This is a genomic window from Pleomorphomonas carboxyditropha (assembly GCF_002770725.1).
GTDB classification, from domain to species: domain Bacteria; phylum Pseudomonadota; class Alphaproteobacteria; order Rhizobiales; family Pleomorphomonadaceae; genus Pleomorphomonas; species Pleomorphomonas carboxyditropha.
The window spans coordinates 38,873-56,385 of sequence record NZ_NQVN01000005.1 but is presented as its reverse complement, the minus strand read 5'-3'; the positions used below and the strand labels follow the sequence as shown (position 1 = coordinate 56,385).

The 17,513-nt window shown below is 67.7% G+C and carries 15 protein-coding genes and 1 tRNA gene; 10 read left to right on the top strand and 6 right to left on the bottom strand.

Annotated features, from left to right (window positions below; genetic code table 11):
* Nucleotides 1-12 precede the first annotated feature (12 nt).
* The 7 genes from CJ014_RS10485 (at nucleotide 13) to CJ014_RS10455 (ending at nucleotide 7,269) form a co-directional block, all read left to right on the top strand.
* Nucleotides 13-1,059, top strand: coding sequence for an autoinducer 2 ABC transporter substrate-binding protein (locus tag CJ014_RS10485; protein ID WP_100080430.1), 1,047 nt, complete (start codon nucleotides 13-15; stop codon nucleotides 1,057-1,059).
* Nucleotides 1,060-1,318: 259 nt separating this feature from the next.
* A complete protein-coding gene (locus CJ014_RS10480) occupies nucleotides 1,319-2,812 on the top strand; it encodes a sugar ABC transporter ATP-binding protein (protein WP_100080429.1) in 1,494 nt (497 codons plus the stop codon).
* Complete coding sequence (locus CJ014_RS10475) at nucleotides 2,812-3,783, top strand: ABC transporter permease (RefSeq protein WP_100080428.1); 972 nt, start codon at nucleotides 2,812-2,814, stop codon at nucleotides 3,781-3,783. The genes CJ014_RS10480 and CJ014_RS10475 overlap by 1 nt, the downstream gene beginning before the upstream one ends.
* Before the next feature lie 11 nt (nucleotides 3,784-3,794).
* Entirely contained in the window at nucleotides 3,795-4,793 is a 999-nt protein-coding gene (locus CJ014_RS10470) for an ABC transporter permease (RefSeq protein ID WP_100080427.1), read from the top strand.
* Nucleotides 4,790-5,866: an aldose 1-epimerase family protein gene (locus tag CJ014_RS10465; protein WP_100080426.1), complete on the top strand. Its 1,077-nt coding sequence runs from the start codon at nucleotides 4,790-4,792 to the stop codon at nucleotides 5,864-5,866. Before CJ014_RS10470 ends, CJ014_RS10465 begins: the two co-directional genes overlap by 4 nt.
* Nucleotides 5,867-5,929: 63 nt before the next feature.
* A complete protein-coding gene (gene rbsK / locus CJ014_RS10460) occupies nucleotides 5,930-6,844 on the top strand; it encodes a ribokinase (RefSeq protein WP_100080425.1) in 915 nt (304 codons plus the stop codon).
* A gap of 173 nt (nucleotides 6,845-7,017) precedes the next feature.
* Complete coding sequence (locus CJ014_RS10455; protein WP_100080424.1) at nucleotides 7,018-7,269, top strand: GlsB/YeaQ/YmgE family stress response membrane protein; 252 nt, start codon at nucleotides 7,018-7,020, stop codon at nucleotides 7,267-7,269.
* A 16-nt stretch (nucleotides 7,270-7,285) separates the two neighbouring features.
* Here the strand turns inward: CJ014_RS10455 and CJ014_RS10450 are convergent.
* A tRNA-Arg gene (locus CJ014_RS10450) sits at nucleotides 7,286-7,362 on the bottom strand.
* Nucleotides 7,363-7,534: 172 nt separating this feature from the next.
* On the opposite strand from CJ014_RS10450, the gene CJ014_RS10445 reads away from it, so the two are divergent.
* The 3 genes from CJ014_RS10445 (at nucleotide 7,535) to CJ014_RS10435 (ending at nucleotide 10,709) form a co-directional block, all read left to right on the top strand.
* Nucleotides 7,535-8,362: a hypothetical protein gene (locus CJ014_RS10445; protein WP_100080423.1), complete on the top strand. Its 828-nt coding sequence runs from the start codon at nucleotides 7,535-7,537 to the stop codon at nucleotides 8,360-8,362.
* An 8-nt stretch (nucleotides 8,363-8,370) separates the two neighbouring features.
* Nucleotides 8,371-9,864: a M48 family metalloprotease gene (locus CJ014_RS10440; RefSeq protein WP_245427245.1), complete on the top strand. Its 1,494-nt coding sequence runs from the start codon at nucleotides 8,371-8,373 to the stop codon at nucleotides 9,862-9,864.
* 143 nt (nucleotides 9,865-10,007) lie between these two features.
* Entirely contained in the window at nucleotides 10,008-10,709 is a 702-nt protein-coding gene (locus CJ014_RS10435; RefSeq protein ID WP_100080422.1) for a pirin family protein, read from the top strand.
* Nucleotides 10,710-10,790: 81 nt separating this feature from the next.
* Here CJ014_RS10435 and CJ014_RS10430 read toward each other — a convergent pair whose 3' ends face one another.
* The 5 genes from CJ014_RS10430 to CJ014_RS10410 form a co-directional block, all read right to left on the bottom strand.
* A complete protein-coding gene (locus CJ014_RS10430; RefSeq protein ID WP_100080421.1) occupies nucleotides 10,791-11,381 on the bottom strand; it encodes a CarD family transcriptional regulator in 591 nt (196 codons plus the stop codon).
* 395 nt (nucleotides 11,382-11,776) lie between these two features.
* Complete coding sequence (gene fdxA, locus CJ014_RS10425) at nucleotides 11,777-12,115, bottom strand: ferredoxin FdxA (RefSeq protein WP_100080420.1); 339 nt, start codon at nucleotides 12,113-12,115, stop codon at nucleotides 11,777-11,779.
* Between the two features lie 84 nt (nucleotides 12,116-12,199).
* Complete coding sequence (locus CJ014_RS10420) at nucleotides 12,200-12,562, bottom strand: RNA-binding S4 domain-containing protein (RefSeq protein WP_100080419.1); 363 nt, start codon at nucleotides 12,560-12,562, stop codon at nucleotides 12,200-12,202.
* A 14-nt stretch (nucleotides 12,563-12,576) separates the two neighbouring features.
* Nucleotides 12,577-15,813: a helicase-related protein gene (locus CJ014_RS10415; protein ID WP_100080418.1), complete on the bottom strand. Its 3,237-nt coding sequence runs from the start codon at nucleotides 15,811-15,813 to the stop codon at nucleotides 12,577-12,579.
* A 613-nt stretch (nucleotides 15,814-16,426) separates the two neighbouring features.
* On the bottom strand, nucleotides 16,427-17,230 hold the full coding sequence (locus CJ014_RS10410; protein WP_165790815.1) for a DUF3108 domain-containing protein: 804 nt from the start codon (nucleotides 17,228-17,230) through the stop codon (nucleotides 16,427-16,429).
* Nucleotides 17,231-17,513 lie beyond the last annotated feature (283 nt).

Sequence of the window (17,513 nt, the reverse complement as noted above, 5' to 3'; positions counted from 1 at the left end):
GGAGACGACACAATGAGGAAGACACTGATTTCGCTGGCCGCCGGCCTCTCCATGCTGGCGCTGCCGGCCTTCGCCGACGGCGTCGTCGACGTGAGCCAGGCCCGCAAGGACATCTCCGCCGACGCCGCCGGCAAGACCTTCTCGATCGCCACCGTGGTCAAGGTCGACGGCATCGCCTGGTTCGACCGCATGCGCGACGGCGTCAAGCAGTTCGGCGAGGATACCGGCCATGACGTCTGGCAGGTCGGCCCGAGCCAGGCCGACGCGGCGGCCCAGGTGCAGTTGATCGAGAACCTGATCGCCCAGGGCGTCGACGCCATCTGCGTCGTGCCCTTCTCGGTGGAAGCCGTCGAGCCGGTGCTGCAGAAGGCCCGCGACCGCGGCATCGTGGTGATCGCCCACGAAGCCTCCAACCTGAAGAACGCCGACTACGTGCTCGAGGCCTTCGACAACAAGGCCTACGGCGCCAAGCTGATGGAAGTGCTCGGCGAGTCGATGGGCGGCAAGGGCAAGTACCTCGCCACCGTCGGCAGCCTGACCTCGCAGTCGCAGAACGAGTGGATCGACGGCGCCATCGCCTACCAGAAGGAACACTTCCCGGACATGTCGCTCGCCACCGAGCGCCTCGAGACCTATGACGACGCCAACACCGACTACAACCGCCTGTCGGAAGCCCTGACCACCTATCCGGACGTCACCGGCATCGTCGGCGGCCCGATGCCGACCTCGGCCGGCGCCGGCCGGCTGATCGCCGAGCGCGGCCTCAAGGACAAGGTGTTCTTCTCCGGCACCGGCCTGCCGTCGGTGGCCGGCAAGTACCTGCAGGATGGCGACATCCAGTACATCCAGTTCTGGGATCCGGCGGTCGCCGCCTATGCCATGAACACGCTCGCCGTCATGGCGCTCACCGACAAGAAGGACGAGATCAAGGCCGGTCTCAACCTCGGCCTCAAGGGCTACGAGAGCCTGACGACGCCGGCCGGTGCCTCGCCCAACCTGCTGTATGGCCAGGGCTGGGTCGGTGTCACCAAGGACAACATGGCCGACTACAACTTCTGACGGAAGGCTGAAGCATTTTCGAGCGAAGTATACCGGTTCGCCTGAGGAAAATGCTTCAAATCAATAAGATAGAGCATTTCCGTGTTTCCATGAAACGCGGAAATGTTCTGGGGGAGCGGCGGCGAACCGCCGTTCCCTTATCTTGCGCGGTCGTCACCGCTCGGGACGGCGACGGGTCTTGCCCGTCGGCGCCGATGCGCCCGGCCGCCGAGCCGCCTGCTCCAAAGGTCGTCCCCGTCCGGAAATCGAAGCGCACACCATGGCCGAACCCCTGATCGAACTCCGCGCCGTCACAAAGCGCTTTCCTGGCATGAAGGCGCTCGACGGCGTCGACTTCCAGATATTCCCAGCCGAGATCGTCTGCCTTGCCGGCGAGAACGGCTCCGGCAAGTCCACCCTCATCAAGATCGTCTCCGGCGTCTACGACTTCGACGAGGGCGAGCTCCTCGTCGACGGCAAGCCGGTGGCCGACTTCGGTCCACGCGCTGCCATCGCCGCCGGCATCCAGGTGATCTACCAGGACTTCTCGCTGTTCCCCAGCCTGACGGTGGCCGAAAACCTCGCCCTCAACCGGCTGCTCAGCGAGGGCAGGACCTTCGTCGACCCCAAGCGCCGCCGCCAGCTCGGCGCCGAGGCGCTGGCCCGGCTCGACGTGGCGATCGACCTCGACGCCACGGTCGGCACGCTGTCGACCGCCGACCGCCAGATCGTCGCCATCGCCCGCGCGCTGATGAGCGACACCCGCCTGCTGATCATGGACGAGCCGACCACCGCGCTGACCGGCCGCGAGGTCGACCGCCTGTTCGCCATCGTCCGCGAGATCCAGGCCAAGGGCATCGCCGTGCTGTTCGTCAGCCACAAGATGCGCGAGATGCTGGAGATTTCCGAGCGCATCACCGTCTTCCGCAACGGCCGCAAGGTCGAGGAAGGCCCCACCGGCGAATTCAACGAGGCGCGCATCACCCGCGCCATGACCGGCCATGACATCGGCCACGAGCGCCACGTCTGGGCCGGCGACGACACCGAGGCGCCCCGCCTGTCGGTGCGCGGTCTTTCCGCCGGCGAGACGGTGCGCGGCGTCGACCTCGATCTTCATAAGGGCGAGATCGTCGGCCTCAGTGGCCTGCTCGGCTCCGGCCGCACCGAACTGGCCATGGCCCTATTCGGCATGGAGCCGCACACCGGCGAGATCCGCCTCGACGGCACGCCGCTGCGTCTTGCGAGCGTGCAGGACGCCGTCGCCGCCGGCATCGCCTACGTGCCGGAGGATCGCCTGTCCGAAGGCCTGTTCATGCGGCAGCCGATCGCCCGCAACGTCATCGCCAGCGCCATCGGCCGGGCGACGCGCGGCCCGTTCCTCGACGGCGATCGCCTCAATGCGCTGGCCGAGCAGACGGTCTCCGACATGCGCATCGCCACGCCGGACATCGACAAGCACGCCGGCCAGCTCTCCGGCGGCAACCAGCAGCGCGTCGTCATCGGCCGCTGGCTGCTCACCAACCCCAAGGTGCTGATCCTCAACGGCCCCACCGTCGGCGTCGACGTCGGCTCCAAGGCGGAAATCCACCGGCGCATCCGCGAGCTCGCCGCCAGCACCGGCCTCGCCGTGCTGATGATTTCCGACGACGTGCCCGAGCTCATCCAGAACTGCAACCGCATCCTGCTGATGCACCGGGGCGAGATCGTCGACCGCCTGGACGCCCGGAGCGTCGAAGAGGACGACATCCACGGCCGCCTGAAGGGTCTGCGCTGATGACCGCTGTTTCCAAACTTCTGCGCCGGTCCGAAACGGCGGTGCTGGCCATCCTGATCGTGGTGATGCTCGTCATCGGCGTGATCAACCCGGCCTTCTGGCAGGCCGACAACCTGTTCAACCTGCTCAGGGCCAACGTGGTGATCGGCATCATGGCTCTCAGCGTGCTGACCGTCATGATCTCCGGCGGCATCGATGTGTCCTTCCCCGCCTTCGCCGTCGCCGCCATGTATCTCACCGTCATCGCCATGAACGCGGCGGGCTACCAGGGCGTGGTGCTGCCGTTCATCGGCGCGACGCTGATCGGCCTCCTCTGCGGCCTCGCCAACGCCTTCTTCATCCACACCTTCCGCATGATTCCGCTGATCGTCACGCTCGGCTCGGCCTCGGTGGTGCGCGGCCTGTTGCTCGGCCTCGTCGGCACCTCGATCATCAACATCGACCGCATGCCGCCGTCGCTGATCGCCTTCGGCAGCAGCACCGTCGACATCGGCGGCAGCAAATTGTCGCTGATGATCTTCATCTACCTCGGCATCGCCGTGCTGATGTGGCTGTTCCTGACGCGCACCATGGCCGGCCGCGCCGTGTTCGCCTATGGCGACGACGCCGAATCGGCCAAGCGCGTCGGCTTCAACACCCGCCGCACCGTCTATCTCGTCTACGGCCTCGCCGGCGCGCTGGCCGGCTTTGCCGGCCTGTTGCACTCGTCGATGATCTGGCTCGCCAACCCGCGCGACTTCGTCGGCTACGAGCTCGACGTCATCGCCGCCGTGGTGCTGGGCGGCGCCTCGATCTTCGGCGGCCGCGGCTCGGTGTTCGGCACCATCCTCGGCGTCTTCATGCTGACGCTGATCAAGAACAGCCTGATCATCATGCGCATCGACAACACCTGGCAGGGCGTCGTCGTCGGTTGTGTCATCGTCATCGCCACGGCTCTCACCGCCTGGCGTGACCGCAAGGCGCTCGTGTGAAAGCCAGATCCATGAACAAGCTCACCGACTTCAGACGCTTCGTCAATCGCGACAACAACATCGTCCAGCTCCTTGTCATCACGGCGATCATCTTCCTGCTGATGTCGGCGCTGGAGCCGCACAAGTTCCTGCGCTACTACAACTTCGAATCGATCAGCTTCATCTTTCCCGAGCTCGGCATCGTCGCCATCGCCATGATGCTGGCCATGCTGACAGGCGGCATCGACCTGTCGGTGATCGGCATCGCCAATCTCGCCGGCATCCTGGCCGGCGTGTTCTTCACCCGCCTCTATCCGGCCGGCCCGGACGCCGGAGCGGCGGCCGAGCTGATGCGCGTCGCCGCCGGCGTGGTGCTGGCGCTCGGCGTCGGCCTGCTCGCCGGCACGCTCAACGGCCTGCTGATCGCCAAAGTGAAGATCACGCCGATCCTCGCCACGCTCGGCACCGGCCAGATCTTCACCGGCTTCTGCATGGTGCTGACCGGCGGTCCGGCCATCGTCGGCTTCCCCGCCTGGTGGGGCTTCATCGGCAACGGCAAGATCCTCGGCGTCGCCGTGCCGCTGATCCTGTTCCTGGTGGTGGCGGTGCTGATCGCCGTCATGCTGACCAAGACGCCCTTCGGCCTCAACCTGTTCCTGATCGGCACCAACCCGCGCGCCGCCGTGTTCGCCGGCCTCCGCACCGAGCGCATGGTGCTCTACTCCTACATGCTGAGCGGCACCCTCGCCGCGCTGGCCGGCATCGTGCTGTCCGGCCGCACCAACGCCGCCAAATCCGACTACGGCACCTCCTACCTCCTCCAGGCGGTGCTGATCTCGGTGCTGGGCGGCACCAATCCGGCCGGCGGCAAGGGCACGGTGCTCGGCGTCTCCATCGCCGTCATCGCGCTGATGCTGCTCGCCTCCGGCTTCCAGATGATGCGCTTTTCCAACCACCTCATCGATTTCATCTGGGGCGGCTTCCTGCTGCTCGTCATGGTGATCAACGTTCTGAGGAATCGCGGCAGATGACCACCTTCCACCTTTCCCGCGCCGCCTTCGACGAAGTCGAACGCCCGGCCGTCGAGCACGGCAGCCTCAAGGCCGGCCTGTTCCGCTACCCGACCGGCGTCGAGGCGATCCGCCTCGAGAACGCCCGCGGCGCACTGATCGTTCTCCCCTATCTCGGGCAGATGATCTGGCGGGCCGCCTTCGACGGCGTCGACCTCACCATGAAGAGCATCTTCAAGGCGCCGCGCCGCGTGCCGACCATCGGCGAGACCTACGGCAGCTTCGCCTTCCACTCGGGCCTGTTGCGCAACGGCGTGCCCGGGCCTACCGACGATCATCCGTCGCACGGCGAAATGCCCTGCGCCGCCATGGACTGGGCCGGCATCAAGGCGGGCAGCGACGAACGCGGCGACTATCTCCGCATCGTCGGCACCTACGAATACGCCATGGGCTTCGGTTCGCATTACCTGGCGCGGCCGTCGGTGACGCTGCGCGCCGGCTCGGCCCGTTTCGACATGGCAATGGAGGTGAAGAACCTGTCGGCCGGCGACCCGATGGACCTGATGTACATGTGCCACGTCAACTACGCCTTCAGCGAGGGCGCCGAGATCCTGCAGCAGGCGCCGTTCACGCCCGACCGCACCGTGACGCGCACGGCGGTGCCGGCGCACGTCCGGCCCAATCCCGCCTATCTCGCCCGCGTCGCGGCGCTGGCCAACGATCCGGCCGGCAGCCGCTTCGTCCGCAGGGCCGACGGCTACGATCCCGAACAGGTGTTCTACCTGCGCGGCCTCGGCACCGACGCGGCCGGCGACACCCGCCTTCTGATGCGCCGGCCGGAGGGCGACGCCTTCTTCGCCCGTTACAACACGACCGACTTTCCGAAGACGGTACGCTGGATCCTCGCCGGCCATGACCAGCAGGTGGCCGCCTTCGCGCTGCCGTCGACCTGCGAGCCGGAGGGCTACACGGCGGAGAAGCGGAAGGGCAACGTCCGCAGCCTTCAGGCCGGCGAAACCGCCCGCTTCACCGTCGAGCTCGGCCACCTCGACGCCGAGGAATGCCGGCGCGAATCCGAACGCATGGCCGGCTGATCGCCGCGCCCCGAGACCAAGTCGGCCGCCCCGAAACGGGCAGCGGGACAACCGGAGGAACAGATGTCGAAGATCGCCGTTGTCGGCTCCAACATGATGGACCTGATCACCTACGTGAACCGCATGCCGTTGCGCGGCGAGACCATCGAGGCGCCGACCTTCGAGATGGGGCACGGCGGCAAGGGCGCCAACCAGGCGATCGCCGCCGCCCGGCTCGGTTCCAAGGTGATGATGGTGACGCGGGTCGGCGACGACGCCTTCGCCGACGCCACCATCGCCAACTTCGAGCGCAACGGCATCGACGCCACCCACGTGCTGCGCACGCCGGGCCGCTCGTCGGGCGTCGCGCCGATCTTCGTCGAGCCGTCGGGCGAGAACTCCATCCTGATCGTCAAGGGCGCCAATGCCGACCTGACGCCGGCCGACGTCGACGCCGCCGCGCCGACCCTCGCCGGCTGCAAGCTGATCCTGATGCAGATGGAAGTACCGGTCGAAACGGTCTACCACACGGTCCGCCGGGCCAAGGAGCTCGGGGTGCCGACGTTGCTCAACCCGGCGCCGGCCGCCGCCGATCTCGATGTGGCGCGGCTTGCCGACCTCGCCTTCCTGACGCCCAACGAGACAGAGCTGGCGACGCTGACCGGCCTCTCGGTCGGCGACGAGCACGAAGCGGAAGCGGCCGCCCGGTCGCTGATCGCCCGCGGCATCGGCACGGTGGTGGTCACCATGGGCGGCCGCGGCGCCCTCCTGGTCGACGCCGGCGGCACGCGCCGCGTCCCGCCGGTCAAGGTCGAGCCGGTCGACACCACCGGCGCCGGCGACGCCTTCATCGGCTCGTTTGCCCATTTCTACACCGAGGGACTGCCGGTGTTCGAGGCGCTGACCGAAGCCGCGAAATACGCCGCCGACTCGATCACCCGGCGGGGCACCCAGCGCTCCTACGCGACGCTCGCCGATTTCCGCGCCCGCTTCCCCTGAGCGGCACTTCCCGGCCGGCGGACCGTCATTCGAGTCCGTCGACGCAAGCCGGACGGGAACTGCTCGCTCCGTCCCACGTTATTCTCCCGTCGGCCAGCCGAAGGTTGCCGCACGCAAGCGCAATCGAAGGCAGCAAGGCCATTCGTTTCGAACGGATTGCTCGAGGTGACAAGATGAACGACGCAAGCATCGGCTGGATCGCAGCCATCATTATCGGCGGCCTCGCGGGCTGGATCGCCTCGGGACTGATGAAAACCAATACCGGACTGTTCCTGAACATCGTGCTCGGCATCATCGGCGCCGCCATTGCCAGCTTCCTGTTCGGCATTCTCGGCGTCTCGTTCGGTGGCTGGATCGGCTATCTCATCGCCGGCGTCATCGGCGCCTGCATCCTGATCGGCGGCGTCAGGGCGGTCCAGCGGTAGCGCATCGGTTGGAAAGTGGCGTCCCGGAAGGGATTCGAACCCCTGACCTACGGTTTAGGAAACCGTTGCTCTATCCTGCTGAGCTACCGGGACGCGGCGCGGCCGGACCTTGGTCCGGCCGCTTTGGCTCATCTAGCAAATCGGCGCCGGCTTTGACAGCCCCTTTCGAAAGGTTGCATGTCCGTGAGGGACAGCAGCCCTGCCGGCGCGTGGGATAGGCGGCGGCCGCGACATCCGCTAGAATTGGGGCATCAGAGACCTGTCGATGCTTGCCGCCCTCCGCCTTGCCGTGGTGTTTCCTCTCGTGACGACCCTGCTGGCTGCCCAGCCGGGCAGAGCGGACGAAGCCTGCACCGACGGCCCGGTGACGCCGACCCACCGCATCGAAGCGGCCCTGCCGCCGCCGGCGGGAACCGTCCGGCCGGCGATCGCCCTGGAAGGGCTTCGGCCTGCCGCCGAATCCGCGGTGATCGTCGTTCTCGACGGCGTCGTCCTGCCGGCCAGGGCGGGCAAGGCGGCCCGGGCCGCCTATTCGGATGTGATGGCCGGCCTTCAGGGCACTCCCGCCGCCTTCGTTGCTTCGGCCGAGGCTCCCGACCGTCGCGGTCGCCGGCATGGCGTCGTCCGGCTGGAGGGGGGCGACAGTCTCGGCGAGCGGCTGCTCGCCGCCGGCGCCGGTCTTGCCGATGTGTCGTTTGCGCCGTGTGCGACGCGCTTTCTCGCCGCCGAGGCCCGGGCACGCGCGGAAAAGCGTGGTATTTGGCGGCAAAGCCGGATATGGACGAATCTCAATGCGGCAGCTACCGGCCTGCCCGATTTCGTGCTCGGTCGTGGCAGGGTCGCCTCGATTGGCCGATCGGGTCGTACCACTTATATCAATTTCGGCGGCAACTTCCGGACGGATGCCACGGTGCGCCTTCGTGAAGCGATGACGTCGGCGCTCGTTGCCGCCGGGCAGCCGCCGGAGAGTCTTTCCGGCCGGGTGATCGAGGTGCGCGGCTGGGCCAACCGGCGCGACGGCCTCGATATGGAACTGGAGTCGCCGCAGGCCTTGCGGCTGGCGGACGCGGCGTCGGATCTGAGAACGGACTAGGAAGCAGCATGGCCGGACGGATGGGTGGGACAGGCAATTTCTGCTGGCTGGCATCGCGGGCCGCCGCACTGGCGCTTGCCCTGTCGCTCGCCGGCTGCCTGGGGCTGTCGAGCGAGGACGGCGGCGTTTCCGCCGACCAGATCGCCCAGACGGCGGTTCCCCAGGGCAAGGTCGATCCCAACGAAGTGGCGATCGCCGAGCGCGAGCATCCCAAGATCGTCGCGGCCTTCGGCGGCACCTACGAGGACCGCGAAGCCGAACTGATGATCGCCAGCGTGGTCGGCCGCCTGGTGGCCGCCAGCCCCGAGCCCTGGCGCAGCTACCGCGTCACCATCCTCAATTCGCCGGCCGTCAACGCCTTCGCCCTTCCCGGCGGTTACGTCTACGTGACGCGCGGCCTCCTGGCGCTGGCCAGCGACACCGCCGAGGTCGCCGCCGTCATTTCCCACGAGATGGCCCACGTCACGGCGCGCCATGCCTTCCTGCGCGCCCAGAAGGCCGAGGCCGCCGCCGTCGCCAGCCAGGCGGTGCAGGACGTGGTGCAGGATCCGGCGGTGCAGCGCGTGGCGCTCGCCTCGACGCAGGTGTCGCTCGCCCGCTTCTCGCAGATCCAGGAGCTGGAGGCCGACCGGATCGGCATCGCGACGCTGGCCAAGGCCGGCTTCGATCCGTTCGGCTCGCCGCGCTTCCTCACCTCCATGTCGCGCCTCGCCGCCTGGAAGAACGGCCTTCCCGAAGACGACACCGGCTCGATCGACTTCCTGTCGTCGCATCCCTCGACGCCCGAACGCCTTGCCCAGGCGCAGGAGGTGGCGCGCGCCACCGGCGTCACCAACGGCGAGGTCGACCGCGACGGCTATCTGTCGCGCATCGACGGCATCATGTATGGCGACGACCCGAACGAGGGCTATGTGCGCGGCCGCCAGTTCCTGCACGCCAAGCTGGGCTTCGCCTTCGAGGTGCCGAACGGCTTCCTGATCGACAATACCTCCAAGGCGGTGCTGGCCACCAATGCCGACGGCGTCGCCATGCGCTTCGACGGCGCCAATGTCGCGGCGGGCAGCGACCTGGTCGGCTATCTGACCTCCGGCTGGGTCAACGGCCTCGACCAGCAGTCGGTGCGCACCGTGTCGATCGCCGGCCTGCCGGCCGCCGTTGCCTCGGCGGCGGCGCGCGGCTTCACCTATCGCATCGCCGTCATCCGCTTCAACGACCAGGCCTTCCGCTTCCTGTTCGCGACGCGCGGCGACGCCGCGGCGCTCGACCAGACCTTCAGCTCGACGGTCGCCTCCTTCCGCTCGCTGTCCGAGGCGGAGAAGGCGTCGCTCGCCCCGCTGCGCATCCGCGTCGTCACCGTCGGGGCCGGCGACACCGCCGAAACGCTCACCCGGCGCATGGTGCCGATGGACCGCGGCGTCATCCTGTTCCGGGCGCTCAACGGCCTTGCCGCCAACGAGGAGCCGCGCCCCGGCACGCGCGTCAAGATCATCGTCGATCGCTGACGCAAGGCATCGGTCCGGGCGGATTGTTCACCTTTCGAGAACGGTCAGGCGGCAACACGCTATCCTGACAAACCGCGCGTCGGGTCCCATCTTCGGGTCACCAAGCGGGCGACGAAGCTTCGCCCCGATCCGGGAGACCCGCAATGATCACCATCCGCAAGGCCGACGCGCGCGGCCATACCGACGCCGGCTGGCTCGACAGCCACCACAGCTTCTCGTTCGGCCACTACTTCGACCCCGAGGCCATGGGGTTCGGCCCGCTCCGGGTCATCAACGACGACCGCGTCGCCGGCGGCGGCGGCTTTCCTCCGCATCCGCATGCCGACATGGAGATCGTCTCCTACGTGCTGGAAGGCGCCCTGCAGCACCGCGACAGCCTCGGCACCGGCTCGGTGATCCGCCCCGGCGACGTGCAGCGCATGAGCGCCGGCACCGGCATCCGCCACAGCGAGTTCAACGCCTCGGCGACCGATCCGGTGCATTTCCTGCAGATCTGGATATTGCCGGAAGCCGACGGCTTCGCCCCGTCCTACGAGCAGACCACCTTCGGCGACGCCGAACTGTCGGATCGGTTGCGGCTCGTCGCTTCCCGCGACGGTCGCGACGGCGCGCTGACGCTTCACCGCGACGTCGACCTCTACGCCGGTCGCCTCAAGGCCGGCACCGAGGTCGCCCATGCCTTCGCGTCGGGCCGGCTCGGCTGGCTGCAGGTGGTGCGCGGCAGCGTCGCCGTCAACGGGCAGGCCCTCGGGGAAGGCGACGGCGCCGCCATCGAGCGGCAGGCGCGCCTGTCGATCGTCGCCGGAAGTGACGCCGAAATCCTGCTGTTCGACATGGCACGCTGACGGGCGGCGCTTGGAAGACCACAAGAGAAAGGCCCGGCAGGTCTCCCCGCCGGGCCTTTAAATCAAACGGGCCGAAGCCTGTCAGGCGGCTTCCGCCTCGTCTTCGCTTTCGTCGGCGACTTCCTCGGCGGCATCGCCGCGCGCCGCGATGCGCTTCGGGCTCTTGTTGAGGCTGTCCTCGATGCGGCGGATGGCCTCGGTCTCGGTGATGCGGGACACCGCCGAAATCTCGCGCGCCATGCGGTCGAGCGCCGCCTCGTAGAGCTGACGCTCCGAATAGGACTGCTCGGGCTGGCTGGAGGCGCGGTGCAGGTCGCGCACCACTTCGGAAATGGCCACCAGATCGCCGGAGTTGATCTTGGCTTCGTATTCCTGGGCGCGGCGGCTCCACATGGTGCGCTTGACGCGGGCGCGGCCCTTGATGATCTCCAGCGCCTTGTCGACGGTGTCGTCCTCGGCGAGCTTGCGCATGCCGACCTGCTCGGCCTTGGCCATGGGCACGCGCAGGGTCATCTTGTCCTTCTCGAAGACGATGACATAAAGCTCCAGCTTCATGCCGGCGATTTCCTGTTCCTCGACGGCAACGATTTGGCCGACCCCATGGGCCGGATAGACGATGTGCTCGTTGGTCTTGAACCCATTACGGACAGCGGGTTTCTTCGCAGTGGCCATTCAGTCCATCCACTCCTCGGTGCCGGCGATGACAAAATCACCCTCTCCTGCCGGGAGGCAGCAAGAAAAAACGGGTCGATTATGAACTGCGAACCTGTACGTCCGCTCCGCCGGCACGCTTTCGCGTTGTTTTCAGTCGAACTGGGGTTTCGCTTCCAACCGCAGCGTACTTGCTGCACACATGCCAAGACCGGCACCAAGGCTTGCGCCTCCATGCATGTCATAAAAAAGACCCCGTGCAGGGTCCCGCTGGCGACCGGAAGAAGTTCGTCGACTGTCAACGTTAGCTATAGCACAAAAACCACAAAAAACAAAGCAATATGACGCCATGCGCCGCAAAATGCGCCGTCACATGGCAGCATTGCCTATTCCGCGGGTTCGGCGGCAGGTTTTCCTCAGCCCCCCTTGCCCGGTTTGGGCGAGAACAGGGCGGCGAGCTTGCCTTCCACGCCGTCATATTCCTTGGCGTCCGGCAAAGGATCGCGGCGAGCGGCGAGATTGGGCCAGATCACGGAGTATTCGGCGTTGAGTTTCAGCCAGTTGTCGAGCCCCGGCTCGGTATCCGGCTTGATCGCCTCGGCCGGACATTCGGGCTCACAGACGCCGCAATCGATGCACTCGTCGGGATTGATGACGAGCATGTTCTCGCCTTCGTAGAAGCAGTCGACCGGACAGACTTCCACGCAGTCGGTGTATTTGCAGGCGATGCAGTTGTCGGTGACGACATAGGTCATGAGCCAGTACCCAGATATCCACAGGCGGAACGCATGCTGGCCTACCGGAGTTCCCTCCGCCGTTCAAGGGCGATCATCAGCCGTTCAGTCCGGCTCGTTCAGCTTGTCGAAGCGGCGGCGATCGCGCTTCGTCGGCCGCCCCTCGCCCGCCTCGACGGTCGGACCGGCCTCCTCGGCAGCGGGTGGCGTCAGATCTTCGTAGAGCTCGGAGGCGACCGAATAGGAGCCGCGCCGCTCGGCGAAATCGAGCACCTTCAGCACCCTGACGCGGCCATGCAGGCCGATGGTCAGCACGTCGCCGGCCTTGACGGGTTGGGCGGGGTCGTCGACCTTGCGGCCGTTGAGGCGGACATGGCCGGACGCGGCGAGCGCCTGGCCGAGCGTCCGCGTCTTGACCACGCGCGCGTAGACCAGCCACTTGTCGATCCGTTGCCGTTCCCCGGACACGCCCGTCCGCTCTCCTACTTTTTCTTCTGCTGCTCGAGCGACGCCTTGAGGGCGGCCAGCGCGGCGAACGGCGAATTGGGATCGGCGACCTTTTCCTTGCGCGGCGCCCGCTCGGCACCGCGGTCGCCGTTCCGCTCGGCGGGCCGGCCGTCGCGACGGTCGCCGAAACGGCGCTCCTCGCGTCCTTCGCGCCGATCGCCCTGCGGACGACGGTCCTGGCGGCGATCGTCCTGCGGGTGCGGGCCGCGCCCCTCGGCCGCCGCCTCGCCGGGCTCGCCGGACCGTGGCGCGCCCCGATGCGGGCCGCCGCGGCCGCCGCGATGATCGTTCCGGTGCTCGCCCCGATGCTCGCCTCTGTGATCGCCGTGCCGCGGACGGTCACCCCGACCGGGCCGCCAGACATCGACTTCCCGGTCCTCGAAGGTCTCGGCCGCTTCGGCCGGCGGCTCGGCAGCCGCTTCGGCGACGACTTCCGGAGCGGCGGCTTCCGGAGCAGCGGCTTCGACCGGCGCCTCGGCGACGACTTCCGGAGCGGCGGCTTCCGCCGGCGCCTCGGTGGTTTCCGTCACCGGCGCTTCGGCTGCCGGCGCTTCTGCCGCCGGCGTCTCGGCGATCGGCGTTTCGGCGACCGGCGTTTCGGCCGGCGCAGCCTCCGCGGCGGGCGTCTCGACGGGAGCTTCGACCGAAGTTTCCTCGGTCGTCGCGGCGGCGGGCGCCGCCTCGGCGGCAACGCTCTCGGCCGCCGGCGTCTCGGCCTTCTGCGGCTTGACCGGCACCTTGATCGTCCGCTTCTCGGAGCGATAGCCGAGGCCGCGCAGGATGGAGGCGAAGTCTTCGCCCGAACAGCCGAGCAGCGAGGTCATCGCCACCGTCACCGTGAAGCCGCCGCCCTGCGGCAGAGCGCCCTCGGGCGGCGTGGCGCCGTCCACCGACTTGAAGGCGATCAGCGGCCGGATGATGTCGGCAAGGCGCTCCAGGATGTCGAGGCGCACCGCCCGCTCGCCGGCGACGCGGAAGCCGACCAGGCGATAGAGCGTCTTGTCGAAGGCCGGATCGACCTTGATCGACGTGCGGCCGGAGGCGGAAAGCTGCGGCAGCTCGGCAAGGCCCGGCATGTCGAGAGAGCCGTGCTTCAGCGCCCAGAGCTGGGCGACCAGCGCCGCCGGCGCCGGCTTCAACAGCGCCGGCACGTAGATATGGTAGGCGCCGAAGCGGACGCCGTATTTGCGCATGACGGCGCGCTGCGTCTGGTCGAGTGCCTTGACGTCGTCGGCGATGTCGTGCCGTTCGACGGTGCCGAGCGCCTCGACCATGCGGAAGGCGACGCCACGGGCGATGCCTTCGAGGTCGGCGGCGCTGCGCAGGTCGAACAGCGGCTTCAGGAGCGTCTGGATGTGGGCGCCGACCCAGAGGTCGAGCCGGTCCTGCGCCTTGTCGCGGGCGGCGCCGGCAAGCTGGTCGTCGGCGAGCAGCATCACCCGTGGCGCCAGCGTGTCGTCACCGGCCACCAGCCGCCCCACCGGCTCGCCGAGCCAGCGCAGGCTGCCGTCGGTGGACAGCACGATCTCTTCGTTGGGCGCCTTGGAAATCTTCTCGGCGCGCTTGTCGAACTCGCCGGAGAGCGCCTGCTGGGCCGCCGCCTTCAGCGCCTTGGCTTCGGAACCATCGCCGCCAACACCCGGATCGGGCACGAAGCGGAAGCCGTGCAGCTCCCCGACCGCCTGCCCTTCGACGAGCACGCCGCCGGTACTGGTGATTTCAGCTTCGAGCATGTTGTTCTCTCTCAATCTCTTCAACAATACCGACGTCCGGCGATCCACGAAACGCTGGGTCAACCGGTCATGCAACGCATCCGACAGCCGATCCTCGATGGCGCGCGTCTTCTCCCGCCAATGGCCCGGCGCAAACAGCCAATCCGGCCGATTGGCGACAAAGGTCCAGGTCCTGATGTCCGCCAGACGCCGCGACAGCGTATCGATATCGCCATCCGTCCGATCAGACAACCCGACCTGCCGTGCAAACCAATCGTCTGGAATCACGCCTTTTGCAATGAGGAATCGATAGAGTGCGACGATGAGATCACCGTGCTGGGCCGGCGATATCTTGCGGAAGTCGGGAACCTGGCAGACGTCCCAGAGAAGCGCCACCCGCTCGCGGCCGCGCGCCGCCGCCGCCACGTCCTCGGCCCTCAGCGCGAAGTCGAGCGCCCGCTGGTCGTCGGACGGCAAGGCCCGCGTCAGCCCCTCGACGCCCGGCAGCCTTTCGAGCGAGGCGCGGAGGGCGTCGACCGACGAAAAGTCGAGATCGCCGTTGCGCCACTGGAAGACGCCGACCGGCTCGAAATCGTGGCCCTCGATGGCCGCGACGATGTCGTCGTCGAACGGCATCACCCGGCCGGTGACGCCGAAGGTGCCGTCGTTGAGATAGCGGCCGGCCCGGCCGGCGATCTGGCCGAGCTCGGCCGCCGTCAGGCCGCGATACTGGTAGCCGTCGAACTTGCGCGCCTGGGCGAAGGCGACGTGATCGACGTCGAGGTTGAGGCCCATGCCGATGGCGTCGGTCGCCACCAGGAAATCGACGTCGCCGTTCTGGAAGAGGGCCACCTGCGCGTTGCGGGTGCGCGGGGAAAGCGCCCCCATCACCACCGCCGCGCCGCCGCGCTGGCGACGGATCAGCTCGGCGACGGCGTAGACCTCGTCGGCCGAGAAGGCGACGATGGCCGAACGCGGCGGCAGCCGGGTAATCTTCTTCGCGCCGGTATAGGCGAGGTGGCTGAGCCGCGGACGCGAGGTGACGGCGATGCCCGGCAGCAGGCGCTCGATCAACGGCTGCGCCGTCGCCGAGCCGAGCAGCATGGTCTCCTGCCGGCCGCGCACGTTGAGCAGGCGATCGGTGAACACGTGGCCGCGCTCGATGTCGCCGGCGAGTTGCACCTCGTCGATCGCCACGAAGGCGACGTCGAGATCGCGCGGCATCGCCTCCACCGTCGCCACCCAATAGCGGGCGTCGCGCGGCACGATCTTTTCCTCGCCGGTCACCAGCGCCACCGCGCCCGCGCCGACGCGGGCGACGATCCGGCCATAGACCTCGCGCGCCAACAGGCGCAGCGGCAGGCCGATGGCGCCGGAACCGTGGCTCAGCATCTTCTCAATGGCGAGATGGGTCTTGCCGGTATTGGTCGGCCCCAGCACCGCCGTCACCGCCCGGGCGCGGACGGACGAGGACAGGGGAGCCGCTCGGACGATGTTCATGGGGTCCCGTTCGGTTGCGCGATGACGCCGTGACCTTCCCTATACGAAAAAGCCCCGCCGAGAGGCCAGAGAAAACCGGCGGAAGCATGGCGGCCGGCCGCCAAAAGGAATCAAACGAGAACGGATGCGGGGCGAATCGCAACTCCAAAGAGATTCTGCATTCGTTCCCCACAAGATATGGAGGGAGGCGGAGTCTTCGCTGCGCTATGTTGAATCCGGAGACTCCAGCCGCAGAGTCGTTCGATTCGCGCCCCGAATCGATGTCAAGAGCGTATCTCCGCCAAGACTCCGAACCGAAATCATGGTTAACCAATTATACTAAGATATCGAAGTAGAACGATGGAGGCGTTAACACTTTCAACAGAGCGGGAACGAAGGCGGGGCGAATCGCCGACAGGCCGATGTTCTCGTTTTGCTCCGGCCACATCTACCGCCGGACGCCGCCCCACACACAAGATCTCGGCGGAGCGCCGTCCTTATCGCCTGCCCCGGTCACCGAAGCGTTAACGCCTGTGTCCTGGATTGGCACAAATGACAGGGTCACGCGGTCCCACCGGCAATAAAAAAGCGCCCCGAAGGACGCCTCTTTTTGTCGATGCGGCTATTGGCCGGGTCAGTTGGACGCCTGTTCCACCTTGCCGAGCTTGGCATTGTCGCCGAATTGAGTCGCCACCACCAGCAGCAGGCCGCGCATGGTCTTCACCGAGATCTTGCTCGGCACCATCAACCGGCCGTCGGCCATCGGCACGAACCAGACGTCGAGGTCGCGGTTGTCCCGCATGTATTCGGTGGACCTTGTGCCCTCGCGATGGCCCGCCACCGGCACCCAGCGCGCCGAGCAGTGGACGGCGTCGCCCTTGTAGCCGGGGATGTCCACCTGATCCGTGCCGGTGTAGCTGAGATTGATGTCGTAGCGGGTCCAGCCGTCGAACACCGGCAGCGTGCGGTCGCAGACGTCCTTGTCGTCGCGGGCGATCGGCAGGATCGCCGCCGACAGCGGGTCGACCACGCGGCGCTTGGCCGCCGCCGTCACCGGCACGCGGTCGTCGTATTCGACGAGCTCGGGAATGGCCCTGAGGCTGCGGACATTGCCGCCGCCGAGCGCCATCGACACCTGCGTCACCGTGTCGCCGCGGCTCATCAGCTCGTAAGTCGACGGCACCAGCGTGCGGCCGACGTAACCCTTGGCGTCGACGTAGCTCTCTTCGGAGCTGACGATGCGGGCGAGGCCCGCGGTCGAGATGTGCAGCTTGGCCGCATAGGCGCCGCGCTCCACCTTGATCGACAGCGATCCCTTGGCGATGCCGATGCCCATGAAGGAAGCGGCATAGAGGGCCTGCACCTCGCCCTCGCGCGCCGCCGCCACGCCGGACGGCGGCACCGCGGACAGCGCGGCGACGAAGACCGCCGCGGCCATGGCGCCTTTCACACGGCGCGGGAGAGTTTCGACACGAGCCACTACGGAACCTCCGTTTGCGGACGGCGAACCGTCCTCACCCTCGGTCGCCACCGGCGACCGGAACGACGTCTGGAAGATCATTCCGACGGGCGACGCCACCGCCGGCGGCAAGCCGCCGGCCCTGCCGGCCGATCACCGTCTTTCGGATGATCGGCTGTCATGGTAACCGGATGGTTAACGCCGCGAAAGCCTCGATGTTCCCGCGGCGCGAAATCCGGCCACTGCTTCCGCCCTGCCGGAC

Coding starts and splice junctions, on each gene's coding strand:
- CJ014_RS10480 (WP_100080429.1), top strand. CDS start 1,319: ATGGCCGAACCCCTGATCGAACTCCGCGCCGTCACAAAGCGCTTTCCT.
- CJ014_RS10470 (WP_100080427.1), top strand. CDS start 3,795: ATGAACAAGCTCACCGACTTCAGACGCTTCGTCAATCGCGACAACAAC.
- fdxA (WP_100080420.1), bottom strand. CDS start 12,115: ATGACCTATGTCGTCACCGACAACTGCATCGCCTGCAAATACACCGAC.
- CJ014_RS10485 (WP_100080430.1), top strand. CDS start 13: ATGAGGAAGACACTGATTTCGCTGGCCGCCGGCCTCTCCATGCTGGCG.
- CJ014_RS10455 (WP_100080424.1), top strand. CDS start 7,018: ATGAACGACGCAAGCATCGGCTGGATCGCAGCCATCATTATCGGCGGC.
- CJ014_RS10435 (WP_100080422.1), top strand. CDS start 10,008: ATGATCACCATCCGCAAGGCCGACGCGCGCGGCCATACCGACGCCGGC.
- CJ014_RS10465 (WP_100080426.1), top strand. CDS start 4,790: ATGACCACCTTCCACCTTTCCCGCGCCGCCTTCGACGAAGTCGAACGC.
- CJ014_RS10440 (WP_245427245.1), top strand. CDS start 8,371: ATGGCCGGACGGATGGGTGGGACAGGCAATTTCTGCTGGCTGGCATCG.
- CJ014_RS10410 (WP_165790815.1), bottom strand. CDS start 17,230: ATGGCCGCGGCGGTCTTCGTCGCCGCGCTGTCCGCGGTGCCGCCGTCC.
- CJ014_RS10415 (WP_100080418.1), bottom strand. CDS start 15,813: ATGAACATCGTCCGAGCGGCTCCCCTGTCCTCGTCCGTCCGCGCCCGG.
- CJ014_RS10430 (WP_100080421.1), bottom strand. CDS start 11,381: ATGGCCACTGCGAAGAAACCCGCTGTCCGTAATGGGTTCAAGACCAAC.
- CJ014_RS10475 (WP_100080428.1), top strand. CDS start 2,812: ATGACCGCTGTTTCCAAACTTCTGCGCCGGTCCGAAACGGCGGTGCTG.
- CJ014_RS10445 (WP_100080423.1), top strand. CDS start 7,535: ATGCTTGCCGCCCTCCGCCTTGCCGTGGTGTTTCCTCTCGTGACGACC.
- rbsK (WP_100080425.1), top strand. CDS start 5,930: ATGTCGAAGATCGCCGTTGTCGGCTCCAACATGATGGACCTGATCACC.